Below are 21424 nucleotides of genomic sequence, written 5' to 3' on the forward strand. Positions count from 1 at the left end.
TCCGCGAAAGCAACGATGAAAGGCAGGCTGTGAGCGCGCCCGACAACACCACCGTCCCCCACGAGGTACGCGCCCGCCACGCCGAGCTGTGCCGTGAGCTGGACGACCACAGCTACCGGTACTACCTGGGCAGACCGATCGTCTCCGACGCCGAGTACGACCAGCTCATGCTCGAACTGCGCGACGTCGAGGACCGGTATCCGATCCTGGTCAGCCAGGACTCGCCCACCCAGAAGGTCGGCGCGCCCATCAGCGTCGACTTCGCGGAGGTCGAACACCTCGTCCGGATGGAGAGCCTGGGCAACGCCTTCGACACCGAGGAGCTGAGCGCCTGGGCCGACCGCGCCTCCGCCGAGGTGCCCGTCGACGCCTACCTGTGCGAACTCAAGATCGACGGCCTGGCCGTGGACCTGGTCTACGAGAAGGGCCGCCTGGTCCGGGCCGCGACCAGGGGAGACGGCCGGGTCGGCGAGGACATCACCCTCAACGTCCGCACCATCGGCGTGGTCCCCGAACAGCTCGACGAGAGCGTGCGGCCGGCCCCCGAACTGCTGGAGGTGCGCGGCGAGGTCTTCCTCCCGGTCGAGGACTTCGCCGAACTCAACCGGCGCATCACCGAGGACGGCAGCCACGCGCCCTTCGCCAACCCGCGCAACGCCGCCGCCGGCTCGCTGCGGCAGAAGGACCCCAGGGTCACCGCGACCCGCCCGCTGTCGATGATCGTGCACGGGGTCGGCGCCTACGTCCCCGCCGGTCACAGCGAGGCGGAAGGGGGGCGGGGCGTCGACGCCCCGGCGAGCGCGCCGGAGGAGGTGAAACTCACCAGCCAGTCGAAGACCTACCGGCTCCTCGGCGAGTGGGGGCTGCCGCTCAGCGACCGCTACCGGGTCGTGTCCACCATGGACGAGGTCCGCGAGTACGTCTCGTACTACCAGGCGCACCGGCACGACCCCGCCTACGAGATCGACGGCATCGTCGTCAAGGTGGACGACTTCGCCCTCCAGCGCCGCCTGGGATCCACCAGCCGCGCTCCCCGGTGGGCGATCGCGTACAAGTACCCCCCGGAGGAGGTCACCACCAAGCTGGTCGACATCAAGGTGGGCGTGGGCCGTACCGGCCGGGTCACCCCCTACGGCGTGATGGAGCCGGTCGTGGTGGCCGGCTCCGAGGTCGAGTTCGCCACCCTGCACAACGGGCAGGAGGTCGCCCGCAAGGGTGTGCGGATCGGTGACACCGTCGTCCTGCGCAAGGCGGGCGACGTCATCCCCGAGATCGTCGGCCCGGTGCTGGACCTGCGGGACGGCACCGAACGCGAGTTCGTCATGCCGCAGCGCTGCCCCGAGTGCGACACCGAACTCGGCCAGCAGAAGGAGGGCGACGTCGACCTGCGCTGCCCGAACGCCCGCTCCTGCCCCGGCCAGCTGCGCGAACGCATCGCCTTCATCGCCGGGCGCAAGGCCCTGGACATCGAGGCGCTCGGCTACGTTGCGGCCACCGCGCTCACCCAGCCGCTGGAGCCCGCCGAGCCGCCGCTCAGGGACGAGGGCGACCTGTTCGACCTCACCGTCGAGCAGCTGCTGCCGATCCGCACGCACGTCCTGGACCCGGACACCACCGAGCCCAAGACCGACCCCAGGACCGGGGAACCCAAGGTCGTCTCCTTCTTCGCCAACCTGAAGGGCGAGCCGAAGAAGACCGTCGAGAAGCTGTTCGATCAGCTGGAGGAGGCCAAGAGCAAGCCGCTGTGGCGGGTGCTGGTCTCCCTGTCCATCCGCCACGTCGGCCCGCGCGCCGCCGAGGACCTGGCCCGCCACTTCCGGTCCATGGACGCGATCCGCAGCGCCACCGAGGAGGAGCTGGCGTCGGTGGACGGGATCGGCCCGACCATCGCCGCGTCCATCCGCGAGTGGTTCGCGGTGGACTGGCACAGCGAGATCGTCCGCAAGTGGGCGGCGGCCGGGGTCCGGATGGAGGACGAGGGCCAGGCTCCGGGCTCGCGGGTGCTGGAGGGCGTCACCGTCGTGGTGACCGGTTCCCTGGAGGGGTTCACCCGGGACGGCGCCAAGGAGGCCGTCGCCGAGTGCGGGGGCCGCTCCACCGCGTCGGTCTCCAAGAAGACCGGCTTCGTGGTGGTCGGCGACGCGCCCGGTTCCAAGTACGACAAGGCGGTCAAGCTGGGCGTTCCCGTGCTTGACGAGGCCGGGTTCCGGGTGCTGCTGTCCCAGGGGCCGGAGGCCGCGGAGAAGCTCCGCACCAACCCCGTGGAGGAGCCCGAGTAGGGGGACGGTCCGGGCGCGCGGGCAGGGATCTGGCGGATCCCTGCCCTTTCCGGCTTACAAGAGGGTTAACTGATAGTTCCTGTCGAGCGACAGTTGGTGACGAAAGCCCGTAAGCTGTGCAACAACACCCCGGATATGGACACAGACATATCTCGGATATCGGTCATGAGGATTCTGATGAAGGACCCCATCGGCACCCGGGACATCGGCCCCCGGGTCGGGACGCCGCTCTGGCTCTACATGGCGGCCGCCACCGCCGCCGGGGCGGCGCTGCTCGCCTTCTCCAGCCTCGAACTCGGCCTCGACCAGCTGGCCAACCTGGCGGGCGAGCCCCTGGTGTGGGTGCTGCTGTGCATGGTGACCCTCGGCGAGCTGAGGCCGATCGCCATGCCCGGCCAGGCGCCCGGCAGCGGGGCACCCACCTCGCTGCCCTTCACCTTCGCACTCGTCATCTTCTACGGGTTGCCCGTCGCGGCCCTCCTGCAGTGCGCCGCCACCGTCATCGCCGGGGCGGCCCGCCGCCACGCGCCCCACCGCACCGCCTTCAACGCCGCCCAATACGTCCTGACCCTGGGAACCGCCGACGCGGTGCTGCGCCTGACCCTCCCCGGGATCGTCACCTCCCCCTGGCTGCCCGCCGGGGGAGAACTCATCGCCATCGCCCTCGCCGGGGCGGCGTCGTTCCTGGTCAACCGGGTCCTGGTGCTGTCCGCCGTGGCCATGCACGAGCGCGTGCCCCTCCAGCAGGTCATGTTCAAGGGCCTGGGCCAGCAGGTCTACGTGAACACGGTCCTGCTCAGCCTGTCCCCGCTCATCGTCATCGCGATGACCCACTCGGTGCTCTACGTCCCGCTGTTCGCCTTCCCCCTCGGCGCCCTCTACACCAGCGCCCTGCTGTCGGTGAAACGCGACCACCAGGCCAACCACGACGAACTCACCGGCCTGGCCAACCGCAAACTCCTCACCGTCCGTGCCCGCCAGGAGGTCGACCAGGCCCACCAGCGCGGCACCCGGGTCGGCCTGCTCCTGCTCGACCTGGACCGGTTCAAGGAGGTCAACGACACCCTCGGCCACCCGACCGGCGACCGGCTCCTGCAGACCCTCGCCCGCCGCCTCACGCACAGCGTCCGCCCCGCCGACCTGGTGGCCCGGCTCGGCGGCGACGAGTTCGCGATCCTGCTGCCCCAGGTGCGCGACACCGCGTCCGCCCGCGAGGTGGCCCTGCGCCTGCGGGGCGCGCTGTCCGAACCGGTACGGATGGACGGCATGGACTTCGACCTCCAGGTCAGCACCGGCATCGCCCTGTACCCCGACGACGCGCCCGACTTCGAGCTCCTCATGCAGCGCGCCGACGTCGCCATGTACGTCGCCAAGGCCGACCGCACCGGGGTGGAGAGCTACGACCCCGGCAAGGACCGCAACTCCACCGCGCGGCTCAGCATGTACAGCGAGCTGCGCAGGGGCCTGGCCGACGGCGCCCTGGAGATGCACTACCAGCCCAAGGTGTCCCTGGCCGACGACCGGCCGATCGGCCTGGAGGCCCTGGCCCGCTGGCGCCACCCGCACCGGGGCCTGCTCACCCCCGACGAGTTCATGCCGGTGATCGAGCACTCCAACCTGTTCCGCGCCTTCACCGGGCAGGTCCTGGACATCACCCTGGCCCGCGTCGCCCAGTGGCGGAAGGCGGGGCTCACCCTGCCCGTCGCGGTCAACCTGGGCGTACGAGAACTCCTGGACCCCGAACTCCCCGAGACCGTCGCGGCGGCGCTGCGCGAGCACGGCGTCCCGCCCGGGCAGCTGGTCCTGGAGATCAGCGAACAGACCCTCATCACCGATCTGGGCGCCACCACCGGGGCGGTCGAACGCCTGCGCTCCCTCGGCGTGGGGCTGGCCCTGGACGACTTCGGTACCGGCCACTTCACCCTCGCCCAGCTGGCCGGGCTGCCGCTGGACGAGGTGAAGATCCACGGGTCGTTCACCGCCCGCCTGGTCGACGGCACCGCCAACGGCCGCACCGTGGTGCACGGGGCCATCGCCCTGGTCCACGCCCTGGGCATGCGCACCACGGCTGAGGGCGTGCAGACCCGGGCCCTGGCCGAGGCCGCTCGCGACACCGGCTGCCACGCCGCCCAGGGCCACCACCTGGCCCGGCCGATGAAGGCCCGTGACGTCCCCGCCTGGATGTCCGCCCACGACACCGGCACCCCCGTCTGAGGCGATGACGCCGCACCGGCCGGGTGGTGGGTCGGGGATCGTGGCCAGCCTCGCTTCCCGAAGGCCGGTTGTGGCCATGGGCAAGGGCGCCCTTTGAAACCGCAGTTCGGAGGCGTGCCGGGGGTTCCGGTTCCTGGAGGGCTCCGCCGCCGGTGGAATCACCGAAAGTGATGATTGCTAACGTGACCGGCGTACCCCCCAACGGTGACGGAGGACCTCCCCATGCCCGGACACGAGTTAGGCGTCAACGTCCAGGACGCCTACGGCGCAGGAGCCAACGCGGAACAGTACGCCTCCTCGTTCGAAGGTCTGCACAGCGACTTCACCGACGTGCTCGACGCGGCCAAGGACGCCTGTGCTGATGAACCCCAGCTGACGGGGTGGTCCGCCTACGGGGAGGAACAGGCAGACGCGATCGCGCGGGTCGAGCATCACGGGGTGGCGTTGGCCGAGAACGTCCAGGGCGGCGCCTCTGACGTGGCCAACACGGATACGCAGGCCAGTGAGCAGTACGCAGAGGTTGGCGTGCCGCCGTCCCTGCCGGTCAACTTCCACTGACCCTCCACGAGCCCATCCTTTCCTTCCCCGCGTGAGTCCAACGCCCTCTGCCCGCGAGGTAACCCGTGTACTTCTCTCCCACACCATGCGACATCGACACTGGCAAGCTCGATCAGGCAGCTGACGACATGCTCGACATCGTCGCTCGTATCACTGGCAAGAGCGGGGACCTGGAGGAACTGTTCGACAGCGCAGCCATGGAATTCTCCGACCTGATCGCAGAAGGCATCCGCTCAACCGCGAATGACAACCACGGAGCATGGACCTCCGCACTGACCGCCTGCTGGCACGTGTGGGGCGTGGTGACCAAGTGGAGCGGCGACGTGGAACGTTACAGGGCCAACATTGCCGGCCTGCAAGAGGAATGGGACAGCGCGATCAGCGCGAACTTCGGCTTCGAGCACGACGATGCCGGAATGGTAGAGGCGCGCCGAGCGCTGGCCGGGGCTCTCAACGATCGCGCTCGCGGCTACTGGGAGACCCTGGTGGAAGAGGCTGGGGACAACTCCGCCAACCTGGAGGGCGGGCCCACGGTCGCCAACCTGCGCGAGCTCGTCGATGCCGGAGTGCTCGGGTTTGCAGCTTACAACGCCACACGGCAGATCATGTACTACCCGTCCACCTTCGACACCGGGGAGAGGGACGCCGAAGCCCTTCTGCCGTACCTGATCGGTGACAAGGAACCGGATGACGAGTACTACCGCCTGCTGGAGCAGTTGGCTGTGGTCAACGCGCTGGCAGCGGACGGCAAACGCAAGGGGGAGCACCTCCGGGACTACCAGATCGAATACCTGGAGGAGTTCTACGCCGCCTTGGACGAGGCAGCCGAGAACGGTGTGGTCGGCCTGCCCGAAGAGCTGGACGGCGATCACTTCAGTGCCTCACAGCGTGAACATGTGCTGGGGACGCTCGGGGACGGACTTCTGGTGCTGTCCGACGAGAGGACGGGCGGCGAATACGACGCGCTACCCGAGAGCGTGCGTGACGTGATCGCAGGCTCCGGTGATGTCAAGGGCCACGGTGCGGGCCAGGCTCTTCTGGATTGGCAATCGCGGGCTGCGGGCCTGGGAGAGCTTTTCGCTCATGCTGATGCAGGCATGGAGGGAGGTGCGGAGTTCTCCACACGACTTATGGCTGTCGCTGCTAATGAGGTCGATGGTTTCTCCTTCATGGAGGACAGTAATGGGGAAGGCGACAGTGTCATGTCTGACTTCCTGAATGTGGCGACCCGGAACAATGATGCGAACTACGCTCTGGTCACTGGAGAGTACCCGGAAGGAGTGGAGGCTGATCTTCCCTGGAACGAAGACAGTCCGGAAGACTACCATGTTCGACTTCTGGAGCGCTTGTACACCCATGACTGGGATGATGGCGGGGAGGCTGTCAGGGGGATCACCGACTGGGTCGCTGACGGTCCCGCCGAAGGGGACGACGACACCGCTGGTCAGCTTCGCGAAAAAGTTTTGGAAGAACTGACCATCCTTATGGAGGATGAGGCCTTCCAGGATTCCATGTTCGGTACTGGAAAAACTGTCACCGATGAAGATGGTATCACCTGGCATGATGTCTCTGCCGGCCAGTTGAACCCTCAGTTGGCGGATAGTTTCGCTGACATATTCATTGTCTTCCAGGATGCTTTTGCCAACACGGATGGTGTTCCGGGTAATGCTCCACTCGGCCATGGGGAGGGGGTGGAGCTTACCTCTGGAGGTCGCGTGGCTTTTACTCAGCTCGCCATGGGAGATCCGGACGCGGCGGACAAGGTGTACGGCGAGGCTCTGCTCCGTACCGCAGGGGCGATGGAGGAGTTCTCGACCAATACCGGTGAGAGGGAGCCAGGGGCGAATATTGAGGCTGCAAGTCTGCAGACTCTGGTGGAAGTGGCTTTGCTCAACGAGAGCACCACACGTGAGGCGAACGATCAGGAATTCGTCGACTATCGAAACAAGGTAGCTACCTCTGCTGTCAACATCCTCGGTGGTGTTGCAGGGGACGCAGAAGTTTCCGGATTGGTCGTGGAGCTTGCCAAGGCCGTCGCCGGCGAGGCCTTCGAGGTTTCTGGGAACTCTGCCAAGCCTCACGTGGAATTGAGTGGAGAATGGGTGAAGTCCGAACGCATGATGGGTTACGCGCTCGGTGCCGCAGCTGAGCAGGATCCAGATCTCATGGCTGAGCTTGCAGAAGAGGGAATCGCGAAGAGAGACGCATCTGGAGATCTGTATGTTCCGCCGGACCACAGCACCTGGGAGAAATCAGGATCTGATGCCGAGCTCTCGAAATACTATGGACAGATCGATGACAGGCCGTGGCCTGATGGAGAAAGTAACACCAGGGAAGCTGTAGAGGATTTCGTTAGGGATTTCAGTCACGCCCAGGAAAAATGGGAAGAGCATATAGTCGATGAAAATGGAAATAAAGTCGAGCGCAGCTGAGGAGTGGAAGGCAAGAATGAATACTCGTTATTCTGCTTCTCATTTTGCGTCTGGGTCTTCCTTTTCTCTGGTTCTTTTGATTTTTGTATCAGGGTGTTCCTTTCTTGGGGTCTCTCATAGTGTGTATGAAGGCGCTAATTCACTCGAGCGTTTGGATTCGGTTGGCGAGATCGCCTGGACCTGGGAGCCGCCCCGGGATGATGGCGGGGCCGTGATTCGTGAGATGAGTGAAGGAATTGTCGTGCTCCTGGAGGGCGGTGCCTTCGCCCTTTCCGGGGAGACCGGCGAGGAGCTCTGGTCTTATTATGATCGCGGTGAACAGTTGGCCGGAAACGTCACCGACGATGGTGAATATGTCGTACTCCACGATGAGGATTCGGATCGAACTGTACTTTTGGAAACCGATACTGGTCGGATCGCCCACGAGTACGGTCTCGACTTGTCTGAATACGAATACACCCAAACTACGTCTCCGCATGACCTCGATGCCGCGCTCGGCGGTATCACGGGTGAGACTTGGGTCGTTCGCTGGGAGGACTCGGTCAGTTCGTATGACCTCGACACCGGGGAGCCGGTGTGGGCTGCAGCGGACGTGCCGAGTTGCTCAGACGTCGGCCAGGTCGACAGTCTGACGGTGCAGAAGGAGGTTGTCGTGGCTGCGACCACCTGCTTCGAACACCCTGAGGACAAGGAAACCGTAGCTTGGACTGTGGGCTGGGATTTTACGTCCGAACTGGTTGGTCTCGATCCTGGCACCGGTGAGGAACTGTGGCGGGTCGAACACTCCATCGGTCGAATGCCCTATGACTCCTTGGGGCGCACCATAACCTCACGCCCCGGCGGGTTGGTGTATATCGATTTCAATGATCCGTCCCTGCCGCTGAGGTACTCCCTCCTCGACATCGAGGAGAGGGAGGCCACCCACCTGGAGACGCGCAGTCTCCTGTGGACATCTCAGGACGGGGCCCGACTGGGGCTGTGGGACACCGAGACCGGTGATTACCTCATTCAGGACCGTTCGGGCGACGTCGAACGCACTCTGGAGCGAGACGGCGTGTCCATGAGTGATGACATGGTGGCCGATGGTCACAGGGTCGGTCTGGAGGGTGGTGTGCTCTATCTGGCCGAGTGGACAGAGGACGGCTCCGTTCCGGAGGGGTTCGCGCGTTTCGAGGGTTTCGACAGCTCCACGACCTTCGTCTGGGACCGGGCGGAGAGCATCAGCGTGAGCAACGCGCTCAGTGTTCCCGGGGGTGTGGCCGTCGCCTACAGGGCTGACGGTGAACCGGGTGTCATGGGCCTCAGGTGACGGGGAGCGGGCACGCGGACCGGGCCGGGGCCAATAGGATTGGGCTGATCATCCGTCCGCCGAAGAAACGGTTCTCATCTGATGACCGCCATCACCCGCGATGAGGTCGCGCACCTCGCACGGTTGTCGCGGCTGGCGCTCGACGAGAGCGAGCTCGACACGCTCGCCGCCCAGCTCGGTGACATCCTCACCGCCGTGGCCAAGGTGCAGGAGGTCGCCCAGGGCGACATCCCGCCGAGCTCGCACGCCCTGCCGCTGACCAACGTCTACCGCCCCGACGAGGCCAGGACCGGCCTCACCCCCGAGCAGGCCCTGGCCGGCGCCCCCGCGGTGGAGGACCAGCGTTTCCGGGTTCCGCGGATCCTTGGGGAGGAAGAGTAGATGAGCGACGTCATCAGGCTCAGCGCCGCAGACCTCGGCGCGGCCATCAAGGCGGGTGAGGTCTCCTCCGAGGAGGCCACCACCGCCTACCTGGACCGGATCGAGTCGGTCGACGGCGACATCGGCGCCTTCCTGCACGTGCGGCGTGAGACCGCCCTCGACCAGGCCCGCGAGGTGGACGCCAGGCGCGCCGCCGGTGCCGACCTGGGCCCCCTCGCCGGTGTGCCGGTCGCGCACAAGGACGTGTTCACCACCAAGGACATGCCCACCACCGCCGCCTCCAAGATCCTCGAAGGCTGGCAGCCCCCCTACGACGCCACCGTCACCGAGCGCCTGCGCGGGGCCGGGCTGGTCATCCTGGGCAAGACCAACATGGACGAGTTCGCGATGGGCTCCTCCACGGAGAACTCCGCCTATCAGGTCACCCGCAACCCGTGGGACACCGGACGCATCCCCGGCGGCTCCTCCGGCGGCTCCTCCGCGGCCGTGGCCGCCTTCGAGGCGCCCCTGGCCACCGGCACCGACACCGGCGGCTCCATCCGCCAACCCGCCGCCGTGTGCGGCCTGGTCGGTGGCAAGCCCACCTACGGCGGCTCCTCCCGTTACGGGATGATCGCCTTCGCCTCCTCCCTGGACACCCCGGGCCCGTTCGCGCGCAACGTGCTGGACGCCGCCCTGCTCCACGAGGCCTTCTCCGGTCACGACCCGCGCGACTCCACCTCCATCGACGCCCCGGTGCCCGCGGTGGCGGACGCCGCCCGACTCGGCGACGTCGAGGGCCTGCGCGTCGGCGTGGTCAAGGAACTGGACAACGACGGCTTCCAGCCCGGTGTGCGCCAGCGCTTCCGGGAGACCGTGGAGCTGTTGGAGTCCCTGGGCGCCAAGGTCGTCGAGGTGTCCTGCCCGAGCTTCGACGCCGCCCTGTCGGCGTACTACCTCATCGCGCCCAGCGAGGCCTCCTCGAACCTGGCCCGCTTCGACGCCATGCGCTACGGCCTGCGCGTCGGCGACGACGGTACGCGCAGCGCCGAGGAGGTCATGGCGCTCACCCGTGCCGAGGGCTTCGGCCCCGAGGTCAAGCGCCGCATCATGCTGGGTACCTACGCCCTGTCGAGCGGCTACTACGACGCCTACTACGGCAGCGCCCAGCAGGTGCGCACGCTGATCAAGCGCGACTTCGACGCCGCCTTCGAGAACGTGGACGTGCTGGTCTCGCCGACCACACCGACCACCGCGTTCCCGATCGGCGAGCGCTCCGAGGACCCGATGGCCATGTACCTGGCCGACCTGTGCACCATCCCGTCCAACCTGGCCGGGAACGCGTCGCTGTCGGTGCCGTGCGGACTCGCCCCGGAGGACGACCTGCCGGTCGGCTTCCAGATCATGGCGCCCCCGCTGGCCGACGACCGCACCTACCGGGTCGCGGCCGCCGTCGAGCGCGCCCTGACCGAGCGGGACGGTTCGCTGATCGCCCGCAGCCCGTACGCGGTCGCCTAGCGGCGGTCGCCTGACAGCGGTCGGACACGCGGCCCGCGGCGCATGCACGCGCCGAACGCCCCGCGCTCCCGGACGGGAGTGCGGGGCGTTCGCGTGTCCGGGAGGCGGGGGTTTTGGTTGGGGTTCAGGACACTCCAGGGGTGACTTGAACCCCAACCACAACCCGCCCGACCCCCAACCATCGGAAGCCCGAAAAGGCCCGCCTCCGTGGAGTTTCACGGAGGCGGGCCCTGGTACTGCCCGCTGGGCGGGACCGGTCTGGGGGTGATCCCTTAGACGTCGGTCTCGCTGTCGCCTGCGGCGGCCTTGCGCTTGCGGCTCAGGTAGATGGCGCCGCCGCCTGCGCCCAGGGCGGCCACGCCGGCTGCGACCAGTCCGGCGAGCGCGCCACCGGTCACCGGCAGGGTCGGCTCGTCGTCCTTGGGCGGGGTCGGCTTGTCATCGCCGGGCTCCCCGGTCGGGGTGGGCTTCGGGTCCGGCTCGTCGGTCGGGGTGGGCTCGGGCTCCGGCGTCGGTGTGGGCTCCGGTGTCGGCTCCGGGGCGGGCTCGTCGGCCTCGGACCACTCGACGGAGGCGGCCGCGTCGACGGTGACCTCGCTGTCCTGGGCGGTGATCAGCGTCTGGGTCGCCTTGTGGCTGTCCTCGCCCTTGAACAGACGGCCCTGCTGGACGGTGGCGGTGGTCTCCAGGGAGAAGGAGGCCTCGCCCGCCTCGGCGTCCTCGGGGACGGCGAAGCCGATCCTGGCGCCGTCGTTGACGGTTTCGCCGACCGGCTCGCCGGTGGACAGGTCGATCAGCTCGACGCCCTCGGGTGCGTCCAGAGCGATCGGCACCTCGGCGGAGCTGGTGGAGATGTCGAATTCGCCCACCGTGTTACCGGCCTGACCGGTGGCGCTGTCCGGGGTCACGCTGAGGGTCGGGGCGGGCTCCTGGGCCATGGCCTCGGCGTTCTCGACCAGGTAGTCGTAGATTCCCTTGACGTTGCCGCGACCGCGGTTCAGGTCGGCGCCGTTGCTGTAGTGCCAGATGGCGGCCTGGGTGGCGGCGAGCGCCTCAGCGTCGGTGACCCGGGCCGCGTTGGCGCCGTTGGCGGCCTCAGCCAGGTCCTGGGCGCTCACGTTCGGGTAGCCGTGCTGGAGGATCCAGTGGACCTTTCCGGGCTCGGCGAACTCGCCCTTGCCCGGGTAGTTGGCCCATTCGTCCTCCTGGTACCAGGAGGAGGAGCGGATGCCCGTCTCGATGTCGATGCAGTAGGTGATGAGTTCGCTGCCGTCCTCCAGGCGGAGCCTGAAGAGGTTCGTGCCGATCGTGCCGACGTTCATCGTGACGGTTTCGCCGGACTCGTGGTTTCCGACGTACTGCGCGCGAACGGAACCCTCGTAGGTTTCCACGGGCTCTGCAGCGGCCGGTGCGGCCAGGCCGAAGGCCAGCAGGGCCGCGGCGGAGAGTGCGAGACCCGTGCGACCCGCGGAGGGGGTGATGGGGGAGTGCTTCACGTCGTGTCCTGTCGTGGTGTGCTGTGCCGCACAGCCCTGGGGGCGTGTGGCAGCGGGCAGGGAGGAGGGCACGCTCGGGAGGGGCCGGAGCGGCTTCGGATATCGGATGAGTCCGATGGCACAGCAGGAGTGGTTTGTGCCTGACCGATATTACTGATTTGTTCAGTGGCCTCCAAGTCTGCCCCGGGGGATGTTCCGGTCCCCCGTGTCCTCCCTGCCCGGAGCCGTAGGGAGGGGGCGCGACGGAGCCCGGAAACGACAGAGGCCCGCCTCCGTGGAGTTTCACGGAGGCGGGCCCTGGTACTGCCCGCTGGGCGGGACCGGTCTGGGGGTGATCCCTTAGACGTCGGTCTCGCTGTCGCCTGCGGCGGCCTTGCGCTTGCGGCTCAGGTAGATGGCGCCGCCGCCTGCGCCCAGGGCGGCCACGCCGGCTGCGACCAGCCCGGCGAGCGCGCCACCGGTCACCGGCAGGGTCGGCTCGTCGTCCTTGGGCGGGGTCGGCTTGTCATCGCCCGGCTCGGACGGCTCCTCGGAGGGCTCCTCCGGCTCGGTGGGCTCCTCGCTGGGCTCCTCCGGCTCGGACGGCTCGTCGGTCGGGGGCGGGGTCTCGCCCGGGCCCTCGGTCCAGGAGGCGGTGGCCGAGGCGGAGGCCGTGGTGCTGCCGCCCTCGGCGGTGATCAGCGTCTGGGTGGGCTTGTCCGGGTCCTTGCCCTGGAAGAGGCGTCCGGTCTCGACCGTCGAGGTGGTCTCCAGGCTGAAGGAGGCCTGGCCCTCGTCGGCGTCGGCCGGGACCGAGAAGCCCACGGTGTCGCCGTTGTTGACGGAGTCGACGGGCTCACCGGTCTCGACGTCGACCAGCTCGACGCCCTCGGGCAGGCCGTCGCCCAGGTCGACGGGGACGTCGGAGGCGTTCGTCTGGATGACGAACTCGCCGACGGTGCCGCCGGCCTCACCGGTGGCCTCGTTCGGGGTGATGCTCAGGGCGGCCTCGGGCTCCTCGTGCTGATCGAGCTCCACGGCGTTCTCGGTCAGGTAGGCGAAGACCTTCTCGACGCCCTCGCTGTTGCCGTCACCGAGGCCCATGTCGTTGCTGAAGTGCCAGATGGCGGCCTGGGTGCCCGCCAGGGCGTCCTCGTCGCTCAGGCCCTCGACACCCGCGGCCGCGCCCAGGTCACCGGCGCTCACGTTCGGGTAGGAGTTCTGCAGGATCCAGTGGACCTTGCCCGGCTGGGCGAACTCGCCCTTGCCCGGGTAGTTGGCCCAGTCGTCCTCCTTGTACCAGGCCTTCCACCGGATGTCGGTCCGGAAGTCGATGCAGTACGTGGTGAGGACGGTGTCCTGGTCCTTCAGCTGCAGCTTGAAGAGACTGGTCGGGGCCGAGGCGCCGTCCATGTGGACCGTCGGGCCTTCTTCGGCGTTGCCGATGTACTGGCCTTCGACGGAACCCTCGTAGGTCTCCACCTCCTCGTCGGCGACCGCGGGAGCGGCCAGACCGAGGGCGAGGAGCGCCGCGGCGGAGGCGGCGAAGCCAGCGCGTCCGGCGGTACGGGGAAGGGAGAAAGTACTCAAGTCGTATCCCGGTGTGTTCTAGGGGTAACCGGATGGTTTTCGTTCGCACGGCTGTGCGCAGCCGAGGAACAAGAGCGAGGGCCACAGCACTGCGATTGCGGGGGGTCGGTACCGCACGGCGTGTTCTGCGGTCTTCGAGGGGTCACCACGAGGCATTCGGAGCGTCACTGCGCAAACGTGGGTTCGATCGCGCAGGACGGCTCAGGGTGCCAGGGGAACGGGCTACTCGCTGTGGGTGCCAACGCTGGACTGATACTAGCGATCCCCGTCGGTGCTTCCAACCCGTTTCGTCGAAAAATGCCGCGATCTGGTCAGAAAAAAATCACTGCACAGATTGACCAAATTGTTCCCTTTTCGCGCGCAACTGAAAGTGCTTCAACGCGTCCTTCGGGAGCGATCAGTCGCGCCGTTTGCGGCCCAAAACCAGGATGAGCAGGCCGGATACCACCAACGCTCCGGCGATGACCAACAGGCCGGACAGCCAGGTGCCGGTGAAAGCCAGACCACCTTCGGAGTTGTTGTGGTCATCCGTTTCCGGGGTGGTTACCTCCTCCTCCACCGTGGGTTCGGGCGAGCTCTGTCCGCGCGCCTCGGGCACCTCGGGTTCGGCCGTCTCCGGCTCGGTCGCCTCGGGGGCCTCGACGGCCTCCTCTCGGCGCCAGGTGAACGTCGCGGTGGTCGAGCTCGTCGCCGAACCGGCCTCCGCGGTGATCAGCGGCTGCGTCCGCACGCCCTCCCTGCCGGTGAACAGGCGCCCCTCCTCCAGGGGAACCCGGTCGCCGCGCACGTGCAGGGTGGCCACGCCGGCCGGGACCGACGGATCCACGTCCAGGAAGACCTGGTCCCCGTCGAACGCCTCGGAGACCTCCCGGCCCTCCTCGTCGACCAGCCATGACGCCGGAGCCCCGTTCACCGACAGCCGCATGGGGGCCTCGCTCGGGGTGGAGACCGTCAGCGGTCCCAGCGGCTCCTCGGGGGCGACCGCCTCGACCTGTGCCGGGGAAACCTCCAGGGAACGGGCGGTCGCGTCGCCCTCGGCGTCGGCGCTGCCCTCGACCAGGCGCCCGTAGAGGGCGAGAACGTCCTCGTTGTTGTTGTCCGGGTCCAGCTCCACCCCCTCCAACACGTTCCACAGGGCGGCCTGGGTCGCCGCGATGGCGTGCGCCTCCTCCAGGTCCGCCGCGTCGAAGGCCGTTGCCAGGTCCGCCAGGTCCAGGTTGGGGTAGGAGTTGGTCACGATCCAGTTGGCCCTGTCCGCGGGCGCCGCGGTACTGCCGGCCCGGGTCCACTCCGGGCGGTCGGCCCACGCCGACTCCACGTAGGCGGTGCGCGGGCGCAGTTCCTCGTCGACGTCCAGCGCGTAGGCCCGTACCGAGTCCTCGTCGGCCACGCGCAGGCTGAACAGCGCCGTGTCGGTCTCGTCCCCGTCGGAGAGCACGAGGGAGGAGCCCGCGACCGGATCGCGGTCCACTCGGGAGAAGTCGTCGGCCGCGGCTGGCGCTGAGGCCAGTGAGCCGATCAGTGCGGAGGCTGTGAGCAGCGCGACGCACCGACGTAGTATGCCGGACATGCTCGGGCGCTCCTGTACGAAGGATGGAAGAGGCGGACAGCCCCTACAGGCGAAATCGTGTTCCTGGGCAATCAAGACTAACGGTCCGGCACTTCCTGCGCCGGTAGAACACCTCTACAGCGGCCCAATCGTGCACTGGCCGTAACATCCGTCAGGTGCGCCACACCCGGGAACGGGGCTGGCGGGCCTCTCAGCCTCGGTAGGCTGACCTGGAAGGTATGTCCTCTACGGAAACGGGTTTGCGGCGATGGCCCACGCGGTAACTCCTAGCCCTGCCAAGACCGGTGGCGGCCCCACCCCGGTGGCCTATGAGCAGGCGCTGACCAGGTACGAACCCGTGCTCGGGCTGGAGACCCACATCGAGCTGGGTACCGCCTCCAAGATGTTCTGCCCCTGCCCCACGGCGTTCGGTGCCGAGCCCAACACCCAGGTGTGCCCGGTCTGCCTCGCCTTCCCGGGGTCCCTCCCGGTGGTGAACGAGAAGGCCGTGGAGGGCGCGATCCGGCTCGGCCTGGCGCTCAACTGCTCCATCGCCCCCTGGGGGCGTTTCGCCCGGAAGAACTACTTCTATCCGGACATGCCGAAGAACTACCAGATCTCGCAGTACGACGAGCCGATCTGCGTCGACGGCTACCTCGACGTCACCGTCGACACCCCCGACGGCCCCCGCGAGTTCCGCGTGCAGATCGAGCGCGTCCACATGGAGGAGGACACCGGCAAGTCCTCTCACGTCGGCGGCTCCACCGGCCGTATCCACGGCGCCAGCCACTCCAACGTCGACTACAACCGCGCGGGCATCCCGCTGCTGGAGATCGTCACCAAGCCGATCACCGGTACCGACGACCTCGCGCCCCTGGTCGCCCGCGCCTACGCGGCCGAGCTGCGCGACCTGGTCCGCTCGCTCGGTATCTCCGACGTGCGCATGGAGGAGGGCTCCATGCGCTGCGACGTCAACGTCTCGATCAACGAGCGCGGCGCCGACGAGTGGGGCACCCGCAGCGAGACCAAGAACGTCAACTCCCTGCGCTCCGTCGAGCGCGCCGTGCGCTCGGAGATCGAGCGCCAGGCCGGTATCCTCGACGCCGGGGAGCGGGTCGTGCAGGAGACCCGCCACTTCCAGGAGAACCTCGGCCGCAGCACCTCCGGCCGCTCCAAGGAAGAGGCCCAGGACTACCGCTACTTCCCGGACCCCGACCTCGTCCCGGTCGCTCCGTCCGAGGAGTGGATCGAGGAGCTGCGCGCCACCCTGCCCGAACTGCCCGCCGCCCAGCGCGCCCGGGTCAAGGCCGAGTGGAACCTCTCCGACACCGAGCTGCGCGACCTGGTCAACGCCGACGCCATCGGCCTGGTCGAGGCGACCGTCGTCGAGGGCGCGCCCTCGGCCGAGGCCCGCAAGCTGTGGCTGAACGAGCTGTCCCGCCGCGCCACCGAGCAGGAGGTCGAGCTGACCTCCCTGCCCATCACCCCCGCCCAGGTCGCCCGGGTCATCGCCCTGGTCGCCGAGGGCACGCTCACCAACAAGCTGGCCCGCCAGGTGGTCGAGGGCGTCCTCGCCGGCGAGGGTGAGCCCGACGCCGTCGTGGAGTCCCGCGGCCTGAAGGTCGTCAGCGACGACGGTGCCCTCGGTGCCGCCGTCGACGAGGCCATCGCCAACAACCCCGACGCCGCGGACAAGGTGCGGGGCGGCAAGGTGGCCGCGGCCGGGGCCCTGGTCGGCGCCGTCATGAAGGCCACCCGCGGGCAGGCCGACGCCGGCCGCGCCCGGGAACTCATCCTGGAGAAGCTTTCGGGCTAGCGCACCGGAAGCGCCTCCGGTGCGAGCCGGGGGCGCTTCCCTCGTGGCGTTTCCATGCCTGAACGCATGATGATCACTCGGAGTGACGGTTCTGTCGTCATCTCTCATCCAGTCCTCAATCGCTGTGTGACCTTGGTTGCGTAGGGTGTCCACGCACGGGGGGTGGGCGGTCCGGGCAGAATCCGCCTGCTGCCGTTCGTCCCGGTCCCGCGAGAATCCTGGGCGGCAACCCGCGGTGCGGCACGGCGCCGCGTCCTGATTCGAGTGATCACGAGGTGGGTGCTCCATGTTCGAGCAGAGAGCGCGACGGCGGCCGAGGGCCGCACGGTTCGCGACGCACCCGCTGGGAGGCCAGTGATGGGTATGAGGGCACGTCGCTTGTGGCTGTTCGGATTGGGCGCGTTTTTCCTGGTCTACCTTCTGGGAACCCTGGTCCGGGTGGGCGAGTCCACGTTGGCCGCCGCCATGGGGCAGTGGCCCACCGCAGTGGTCGCCGGAGCCGCGGGGGGATCCCTGCTGTACGCCTCACGGCGCTGGGCGCGGACCGGCGCGGACCGGGCCGCCCACGTGGACGGTGCGGACGGAGCCGCGGCGCTGCGGTTCCTCGGACTGGCCGCGCTGGCCTGGTGCGCGGGTGGTCTCACTCACGCGGTGACCCGGTCGTTCAGCGGATCCTCGGTCCTATCCCTCACACTGGGTGACCTTTTCGCGCTGGCGGCCCTGCCACTCTTCGTGATCGGCTTCACCCGGTTCGCCCCCTGGCCAGGGGGCCTGCGCACCGCCGTACGGCACATCACCGACAGCTACGTGTGCGCCGCCGCGGTCTTCTCGGTGGTGTGGGTGCTGCTGTTCTCCCCGTTCTACCGCGAGCTGGGCGAGGGGGCCGGCTTCCTCGGCTTCGCCCTGGTCTACCCGGTCGCCGACATCGTGGTGCTGTGCCTGCTCATACCGCTGGTCTTCATGTCCCCGCACAGCACCCGACGCGCGGTGCTCGTCGCGATCGGCGCGCTCGTCGTCATCGCCGGATCGGACATGCTCGGTGCGGTGACCCGCCTGACCGGGCCGCCGGTGGCGGGCGGTCTCGAACAGCCCGTGCGTTTCCTCGGCTTCGGCCTGCTGGGCGCGCTGCCCTGGCTGGTGGAGCACCGGCCGGGTGCCGCACCGCGCCGGATCACCGGCCGCGGGCTGTACCGGTTCGCTCCGGAGATCGCCGCGGTGGGTGCGGTCTTCGCGGCCACGCTGGTGCTCACGGTCTCGGCCCTGAGGCTGCCCGACGTCGCCCCGGTGCTGCCGCTGGCCGCCGGCACCGCGGTACTGGTCCTGCTGCTGCGCGTGATCGGGTTGCTGGAGGAGAACTCCACGCTCGCCCGCATGGTGCGCAACCGTGAGGGCCACTTCAACGAGCTCGCCCGCAACAGCGGCGACGTCATCCTGGTACTGGACCGCGACGGCGGCGTCCACTACATGAGCCCGGGCACGGCGGAAGCGTTCGGTTACCGGCTGGAGGACGTCCTCGCGGCTCCGGTCACCACCCTCATCCACCCCGAGGACCTGGGGCGGACCAAGGCCGTCACGGACCTGTTCACCGAACGCGCCAGCCAGGGGGTGCACCTGCGGTTGCGGGTGCGCGCCGCGGACGGGACCTGGCGGCACACCTCCTCCACGATCTCCCTGTACGAGCAGCCGGGCGAGCCCGACCGGCTGCTGGTCACGACCAGCGACATCAGCGCCCAGGTCGCCCTGCAGGACCAGGTGCAGCACCTGACCTTCCACGACGGGGTGACCGGGCTGCCCAACCGGGCCTATCTGGAGGAACGGGCCAGTGACGTGCTCGCGCACCGCGCGATCAGCGAGGAGCCCTCGGGGGACGTGGCGGTGATCTTCCTGGACCTGGACGGGTTCACGGCGGTCAACGACTCCGCCGGCCACGTGCGCGGTGACCACATGTTGGGCCAGGCCGCCCGGCGCCTGCGCGGCGAGCTGGGCACCAACGCGACCCTGGCGCGCTGGGGCGGGGACGAGTTCGCGGTACTGGTCGAGGACGTGCCCAGGGCCCAGCAGGTGGTGGACCTGGCTGAGCGGCTGGGCCGGGTGATCGCCTCCGAACCCTTCCAGGTGGCCGACCGGGACATCGTGCTGACCGCCAGCATCGGTGTGGCCTTCGCCGAACCCGCAACGGACAGCGGTGAACTCCTGCGCAACGCCGACGTGGCGATGACCAGGGCCAAGGAGCGCGGGGTCGGGAACGTGGAGGTCTACGCCGCGCACATGCACGACATGGTCGTGTCGCGGCTCGAACTCCAGATCCGGCTGCGTGAGGCGCTGGCGGGCGGCGAGTTCTACCTGGAGTACCAGCCGATCGTGGACCTGGGGACGTCCCAGGTGCGGGCGGTGGAGGCGCTGGTGCGCTGGGACCGCGACGGTGAGACGGTGGGCCCGGACGAGTTCCTGGGCGCCGCCGAGGAGTCGGGCCTGATCGTGCCGCTGGGGGAGTGGATCCTCCGGGAGGCCTGCGAGAAGGTCGCCGTGTGGCGGGTCTCGGACTGGGACATCGGCCTGTCGGTGAACCTGTCCGTCAAGCAGGTGCTGTCGTCGCGGTTCGTGGAGACGGTCGAGGGCGTGCTCGGCGAGTCCGGCCTGGCCGCGGGCGCGCTGACCCTGGAGGTCGACGAGGAGCTCCTCCTCGACGCCGAGGAGGACTCGGTGGAGCGCCTGGGCGAGCTGCGTGAACTGGGCGTGCGGTTGGCCATCGACGACTACGGCATGGGGTACGCCTCCCTGGCGCACCTGCGCGAGCTGAGCGTGGACGCCATCAAGATCGATCCGTCGTTCATCGCGGACCTGGGTCGTGATGACACGGTCACGCTGCTCACGCACACGATCATCCAGCTCGGCCGCGACCTGGGCGTCCAGGTGGTCGCCGAGGGCATCGAGCGCCCCGAGCAGCTGGAGCAGCTCCGGGTGATGGGCTGCGACCACGGCCAGGGCTTCCTGGTCGCCCGCCCCATGCCCGCGAGCGGTGTGGAGTCCCTCGTCGGCGGCGAGGCCGGGGCGAATCTTTAGGGCGATCCGGGACCAATGCGGATACAGCGGCGTTCACCTGCGGAAATGATGGTGCGTTCGCTAACTTTCCGGTATGCCTTCGCTCGAACACGAGTTCCCCCTCGACCTGATCCGCAACGATCCGGGTTCCGCGGTCGAACTCCTCAAGGAGATCACCGGTAAGCCGTTGCCGGAGTACACCCGCGTGCGCTGCGACGCGGCCGAGGCCACCAGTACGGCCCTCAACTGCCTGACCTCGGACTCGGTCGTGGTCTGCGAACGTCCGTCCCACCCCTGGGAGAAGGGGGAGGATCCGGTTCCGGTCCTGGGGATCATCGTCGAGCCCCAGAACGGCAGGGACGACCACAGGTTCCTCAGTTGGCCCGCTTACGTGGCCAACACCCGCCTCCGCCTGAAGTGCCCGGTGGTTCTCCTGGTGCTCACCCCCACCTCGGGGCTGGCCGGCTACTTCTCCGGGGTGATCGACTTGGGTTGCGGGGAGGTTCGTCCACTGGTGCTGGCGCTGGACACCCTCACGCCCGTCACGGACCCGGAGGCGGCCGCCTCCCGGCCGATACTGACCATTCTTGCTCTCGCCAACAACCCGACCGAGGACGAGGCGGCGTTGGATGCGCTGCTCATGGCCCTGAAAAGCCTCGATGGCTCGTCCTCCTCGCTGTACTCTGACTATGTGATCGCGGCTCTGTCGGCCACGGCCCGCGGATCTTTGGAGAAGCTGATGAAGCTGAAGGACTACGAGTTCAGGACCGAGATGATCGGACGCCCCTTCCGGGAGGGTGAGGCCAAGGGCCGTGAGGAGGGGCGTGTCGAGGGGCGCGTCGAGGGGCGTGTCGAGGCGCTTCTCGGGTTCCTGGAGGCCAGGGGGATCGACGTACCCGAGGCGGCTCGGGAACGGATCACCGGTACGACCGACATCGCCGTGTTGGACGCCTGGTTGCGCAGGTCCGTCGACGTCGAGCGGGTCGGGGAACTCTTCGAGGACCAGCCGGCATGAGTTGTTAAGTCCTGCTTACGAATGAAACGTCAGACCCCTGTCACGTGTTCTGCGTTACACGAGGCGGGGGTTCTGTTGCTGTATGTGCAGGTCAGGACGGTCTTCTTTGAGGAGGTCTCACCGCATGCTGACATTTTGGTCTCACCTGGTGAGACATTATTAAGTTCTGGTTGACGGGCCACCGCTCCGTCGGCCAATGTTGTCAGCGTGCAGAGCAACTCCCTGATTCTCGTACTTGGTCGGCGCGCAGCCCACTGAGTTTCTTCT

The 21424-nt window shown here is 68.2% G+C and carries 13 protein-coding genes; 10 read left to right on the plus strand and 3 right to left on the minus strand.

The features are described 5' to 3' along the window. Positions 1-29: 29 nt before the first annotated feature. The 7 genes from ligA to gatA all read left to right on the plus strand — a co-directional run bounded on the left by ligA (position 30) and on the right by gatA (position 10670). Entirely contained in the window at positions 30-2279 is a 2250-nt protein-coding gene (gene ligA, locus IE195_RS20830) for an NAD-dependent DNA ligase LigA (RefSeq protein ID WP_191274154.1), read from the plus strand. 177 nt (positions 2280-2456) lie between these two features. Further along, on the plus strand, positions 2457-4493 hold the full coding sequence (locus tag IE195_RS20835) for a putative bifunctional diguanylate cyclase/phosphodiesterase (RefSeq protein ID WP_191274664.1): 2037 nt from the start codon (positions 2457-2459) through the stop codon (positions 4491-4493). Positions 4494-4715: 222 nt separating this feature from the next. Continuing rightward, a complete protein-coding gene (locus tag IE195_RS20840; protein ID WP_191274156.1) occupies positions 4716-5051 on the plus strand; it encodes a hypothetical protein in 336 nt (111 codons plus the stop codon). Between the two features lie 65 nt (positions 5052-5116). Beyond that, on the plus strand, positions 5117-7483 hold the full coding sequence (locus IE195_RS20845; RefSeq protein ID WP_191274158.1) for a TPR repeat domain-containing protein: 2367 nt from the start codon (positions 5117-5119) through the stop codon (positions 7481-7483). 241 nt (positions 7484-7724) lie between these two features. Continuing rightward, positions 7725-8792: an outer membrane protein assembly factor BamB family protein gene (locus tag IE195_RS20850; protein WP_373295672.1), complete on the plus strand. Its 1068-nt coding sequence runs from the start codon at positions 7725-7727 to the stop codon at positions 8790-8792. Positions 8793-8873: 81 nt separating this feature from the next. Then, positions 8874-9173 (plus strand): Asp-tRNA(Asn)/Glu-tRNA(Gln) amidotransferase subunit GatC, encoded by a 300-nt coding sequence (gene gatC, locus IE195_RS20855; protein ID WP_191274162.1) that lies wholly within the window; start codon positions 8874-8876, stop codon positions 9171-9173. Then, on the plus strand, positions 9174-10670 hold the full coding sequence (gatA, locus tag IE195_RS20860; RefSeq protein WP_191274164.1) for an Asp-tRNA(Asn)/Glu-tRNA(Gln) amidotransferase subunit GatA: 1497 nt from the start codon (positions 9174-9176) through the stop codon (positions 10668-10670). A gap of 272 nt (positions 10671-10942) precedes the next feature. Here the strand turns inward: gatA and IE195_RS20865 are convergent, their stop codons facing one another. From IE195_RS20865 to IE195_RS20875, 3 genes are all read right to left on the minus strand, one after another. Beyond that, positions 10943-12166 carry a thioester domain-containing protein gene (locus tag IE195_RS20865; protein ID WP_191274167.1) on the minus strand — a complete coding sequence of 408 codons (1224 nt, stop codon included), beginning with the start codon at positions 12164-12166 and terminating at the stop codon, positions 10943-10945. A gap of 339 nt (positions 12167-12505) precedes the next feature. After that, the gene (locus IE195_RS20870) at positions 12506-13735 is read right to left on the minus strand and encodes a thioester domain-containing protein (protein WP_191274169.1); all 1230 of its coding nucleotides are present in this window, start codon (positions 13733-13735) and stop codon (positions 12506-12508) included. A 397-nt stretch (positions 13736-14132) separates the two neighbouring features. Further along, positions 14133-15305, minus strand: coding sequence for a Cys-Gln thioester bond-forming surface protein (locus tag IE195_RS20875; RefSeq protein ID WP_191274171.1), 1173 nt, complete (start codon positions 15303-15305; stop codon positions 14133-14135). 301 nt (positions 15306-15606) lie between these two features. On the opposite strand from IE195_RS20875, the gene gatB reads away from it, so the two are divergent. The 3 genes from gatB (at position 15607) to IE195_RS20890 (ending at position 21157) form a co-directional block, all read left to right on the plus strand. Next, positions 15607-17100 (plus strand): Asp-tRNA(Asn)/Glu-tRNA(Gln) amidotransferase subunit GatB, encoded by a 1494-nt coding sequence (gatB, locus tag IE195_RS20880; RefSeq protein ID WP_191274666.1) that lies wholly within the window; start codon positions 15607-15609, stop codon positions 17098-17100. A gap of 357 nt (positions 17101-17457) precedes the next feature. Beyond that, a complete protein-coding gene (locus IE195_RS20885) occupies positions 17458-20163 on the plus strand; it encodes a putative bifunctional diguanylate cyclase/phosphodiesterase (protein ID WP_191274173.1) in 2706 nt (901 codons plus the stop codon). A 73-nt stretch (positions 20164-20236) separates the two neighbouring features. Further along, positions 20237-21157: an RpnC/YadD family protein gene (locus tag IE195_RS20890; RefSeq protein ID WP_191274175.1), complete on the plus strand. Its 921-nt coding sequence runs from the start codon at positions 20237-20239 to the stop codon at positions 21155-21157. Positions 21158-21424 lie beyond the last annotated feature (267 nt).

It is taken from the genome of Nocardiopsis terrae (assembly GCF_014651695.1).
GTDB lineage: Bacteria > Actinomycetota > Actinomycetes > Streptosporangiales > Streptosporangiaceae > Nocardiopsis > Nocardiopsis terrae.

What these genes read in the sequence shown, in the direction of transcription:
- IE195_RS20835 (WP_191274664.1), top strand. Translation starts at nt 2,457, where the DNA reads ATGAAGGACCCCATCGGCACCCGGGACATCGGCCCCCGGGTCGGGACG.
- IE195_RS20840 (WP_191274156.1), top strand. Translation starts at nt 4,716, where the DNA reads ATGCCCGGACACGAGTTAGGCGTCAACGTCCAGGACGCCTACGGCGCA.
- gatC (WP_191274162.1), top strand. Translation starts at nt 8,874, where the DNA reads ATGACCGCCATCACCCGCGATGAGGTCGCGCACCTCGCACGGTTGTCG.
- gatA (WP_191274164.1), top strand. Translation starts at nt 9,174, where the DNA reads ATGAGCGACGTCATCAGGCTCAGCGCCGCAGACCTCGGCGCGGCCATC.
- IE195_RS20875 (WP_191274171.1), bottom strand. Translation starts at nt 15,305, where the DNA reads ATGTCCGGCATACTACGTCGGTGCGTCGCGCTGCTCACAGCCTCCGCA.
- IE195_RS20885 (WP_191274173.1), top strand. Translation starts at nt 17,458, where the DNA reads ATGGGTATGAGGGCACGTCGCTTGTGGCTGTTCGGATTGGGCGCGTTT.
- IE195_RS20890 (WP_191274175.1), top strand. Translation starts at nt 20,237, where the DNA reads ATGCCTTCGCTCGAACACGAGTTCCCCCTCGACCTGATCCGCAACGAT.